General features: G+C 36.4%; 3 protein-coding genes. 2 read left to right on the top strand and 1 reads right to left on the bottom strand.

What is annotated here, in order from left to right:
* Nucleotides 1-450: 450 nt before the first annotated feature.
* A complete protein-coding gene (locus tag ACFVSH_RS24595; RefSeq protein WP_387598747.1) occupies nucleotides 451-642 on the bottom strand; it encodes a hypothetical protein in 192 nt (63 codons plus the stop codon).
* 1,277 nt (nucleotides 643-1,919) lie between these two features.
* Between ACFVSH_RS24595 and ytaF the strand changes: the two genes are divergently transcribed.
* Together ytaF and ACFVSH_RS24585 are read left to right on the top strand one after the other, a co-directional pair.
* Complete coding sequence (gene ytaF / locus ACFVSH_RS24590) at nucleotides 1,920-2,549, top strand: sporulation membrane protein YtaF (protein ID WP_387708359.1); 630 nt, start codon at nucleotides 1,920-1,922, stop codon at nucleotides 2,547-2,549.
* A gap of 158 nt (nucleotides 2,550-2,707) precedes the next feature.
* A partial coding sequence (locus tag ACFVSH_RS24585; protein ID WP_387708357.1) for a helix-turn-helix domain-containing protein occupies nucleotides 2,708-3,177 on the top strand: 470 nt, incomplete at its 3' end.

Genomic DNA, 3,177 nt, shown 5'->3' with positions numbered 1-3,177 from the left:
GTGATGTACTTGCTTGCATTTGGAAAGTCCTTTGAAAATAAATGATTTTATCATACCATGCCGAATGGGAAAATTGTAACAAATACTTGCGCTGAGAGAAAGTGTCATAGTTTGCAACATTTTAATCGGAGATAAAACCAGCTAATACCCCACCAAGATATTATCTGGTTATTTGTTATGAACACTTAGCTGTGAATAGAGCGCATTTTTCACTCCAGAAAAGAGCCCGATTGTGAAGATCCTTGTTTAAACTTTATTCAAGATAAGCCCTATTAAACGTTAGAACAGTTACAAAACTCCCTTATAATTTACTTCTTCATTTATTCTATTGGAAACTGCTGTGGATAGGTAGATATCATCAAAATAATTCCTCGGAGCACAGATGAAAAATATAACGATTGTTTCCTCGGCTCCTTTTCTCCCATTAATTCAAATCTTTTGCATGGCAACTCAAACTGTTAGTGTTTCCTCAATAAGGAGATGGCTGTATTTAATCAACTCTTCATCAGCCCCTGGCTGAGTTTGCAAGTGCAGATAGAACCGATGGACTTCCACGTTTTTGTATATATTATTAATGGCACCATTGACTATATATTCAAGCTGCTTATTTGGTATCTCCAAGATGATTGCTTCTGCCTTCACTTCAACCACTTCCCTGATGCTGGCCTACGAAAACAATCGGCAACTCGAAAATTATCTGCCAAGTCCTTTTTGCCGATAATAAATAAAGCTTTGTAATTCAATTCACCTAATCGTTCCATTGCTGAGGTCATTTCATCCAGAAATCAGCGGGCCACTTACGCATGCGCCCGCAATGATGCCTGAGCATTCGAACAATGTGGTTTTTGTACGGACTATCGATAACGATTTGATATGTTGGTGAATGAAGGGCAAGCACTGGCAACTTATCTATATGGAGGACAATCTGTCCCGGGTGGAATGGCCTGCAATCGTTGCCTGATTAAGTTATAGGTAATCCATTAGTGCCAATACATCTTCAACATAGTTTGCATGTTTTATAAAGTATGGTGATTTACCTGCACCAAGGCCATCATAAGTAATCACTTTGTTTTTTATTATTTCTCCATATTTACTTTGCGATATAGAGCATGAACCATGTCATTAGTCCTTTTTGAACAACTAATAAATCATATGATCTCAAAAATGAATAAAAATGACTCATATAGTAGTTACCATAATTATATTATGGTAACTACTCTTTCTATTCCTTTTGGAGCACGATTTACAGTTGCATGAACAAATGCTTCAGCAAACCCTGTCTATCCAGCCACTTCTATCAGTAAATCTAAAGGTTGAATGCGAGGTAACCGATTATAACGCGATAAGGTATATGAGCTTGCATCTTCAGGGGTATCTTTTTCTAAACGATCATCATGTGATTTAGATTTATTAATATTAATGCCCTCATGTGAACCCAAATTATTTTAAACCCATGTAAGACGCTTTGCTAAAGATAAACTCATCGATAAACGAAAACGGTTGTCCCATTCACTTTCGCTGTTTCCCATTCTTCACTCGAAGCTTAATACTCATCAAAATTATGATGTAATCGCCCCCCTATAACCTATACATCCCCTGAACGGATATGATTTCTAAGCTCATTTAGAGCAGCAATTTCTCCTAATAAGAGCTATTAATATTGCCTTCATCATCATAAACGTGTGTTTTTTCCAGCGTTTTGGTAAAAAATCCAGTAGCGCATGTTTAGGTAATTTTCTTTTCCCAGTATCATTCATTTCCCGAAAAGCATATAAGGCATTCATTAATGAATTTACTCCTGCTTAGTTTACTAGTTAAACTAGCAGAGTTTGTTGACTTTTTATCAACACTTTAGAAATAAATAAGCACATTTAGTCAATTTGATCAATATAATGTAAAAAAATTAGGAGTGAACTAATGTGTCTTGGCTAATCATCTTGGCTTTTGCTGTTTCATCCAGTGTCGATAATTTAGGAGTAAGTATTTCTTATGGAATTCGCAAAATACGGATAGGCTTAGGTGCCAACTTTTTGATTGGGTTTATATGTTTTCTTATGAGTATAACGGGAATTTCCTTTGGAGTTTGGCTTTCCAAGATTTTGCCAGGTATGTTCCCAATGATTATTGGAGCGCTCTTTCTAATTATTATAGGTATAAGAATTATTTTATTAGCTACACCACGTAATAAGAAAGTAGTCGTAAGCCATGACCATAGCAACCCATCTCCAAGCATGAAAGGGGTTTTTAAAAATCCTGAAGCTGCTGATGTCGATAACTCAGGTGAAATTGGCTGGGGGGAAGCTGTGATTCTTGGGGTAGCCTTATCAGCGAATGCCCTTACCAACGGCTTAGGGGCCGGTTTACTTGGGCTTTCACCACTTGCTATTTCACTAACAGCGGCCATTGGTAGTATTATCAGTGTTTGGGCAGGAGTTAGGTTAGGGCATAAATTAGCTTCCGTTCGTATTGGCTCTTTTACACTAGGTGAATTCGGAACATTCATTAGCGGGATCATTATTTTAATAATTGCTATTAGAACATTCTTTTAATATTTACCAAATAACCATTTTCCATTGACAAAATGTCAACACTTAGGTATATTCCACAAGAACACTTTCTTTATTACTCTATAAAAATGCTTGAGTAGAATCGTATCCTCATTTGTAAAACTAGATAAATTTCGAAGTCCGATATGGGAGGGAAGAGTATGTCAGATGATAAACCAAAAACTAGTAAACTTGGTTTGCTGTTAAAAGAATTACTGAAGGAACGCTCATTATCAATGAGAAAACTTAGTGAGTTAACTAACATTGATACAGCAACCATCTCACGGATTATTAATGGTAAGCGAAGAGCAAATCCAGAGCATTTGCAAAAATTTGCCGACTGTCTTGATATTCCTATCGCTGATTTATTTGTAGCAGCTGGTTACTCCATTGACCAAAGACAGGAACAGCAGTATTCAGATATTCATTCGTCTATAGACAGCATTCAAAGTTTCCTCGAATCCTCTGAATTATATAATAAAACGTTCACTATTGAGAGCGTTGAACAGCAATTGACAAAATATCAACTATATTCATACACCGAAGAGGGAAAAGAGACTATTCTAAATGGCTTTGAGAAAAAGCTTATGAAAGTTGGCAGCATAGGTCCGTTCATTAGCCAGTTTAAGGA

Origin of the sequence: Peribacillus sp. NPDC058002, from assembly GCF_042886655.1 — a bacterium.
Taxonomy (GTDB): domain Bacteria; phylum Bacillota; class Bacilli; order Bacillales; family DSM-1321; genus Peribacillus; species Peribacillus aracenensis.
The sequence above is the reverse complement of the archived record's forward strand: the minus strand, read 5'-3'. Positions and strand labels throughout refer to the sequence as shown.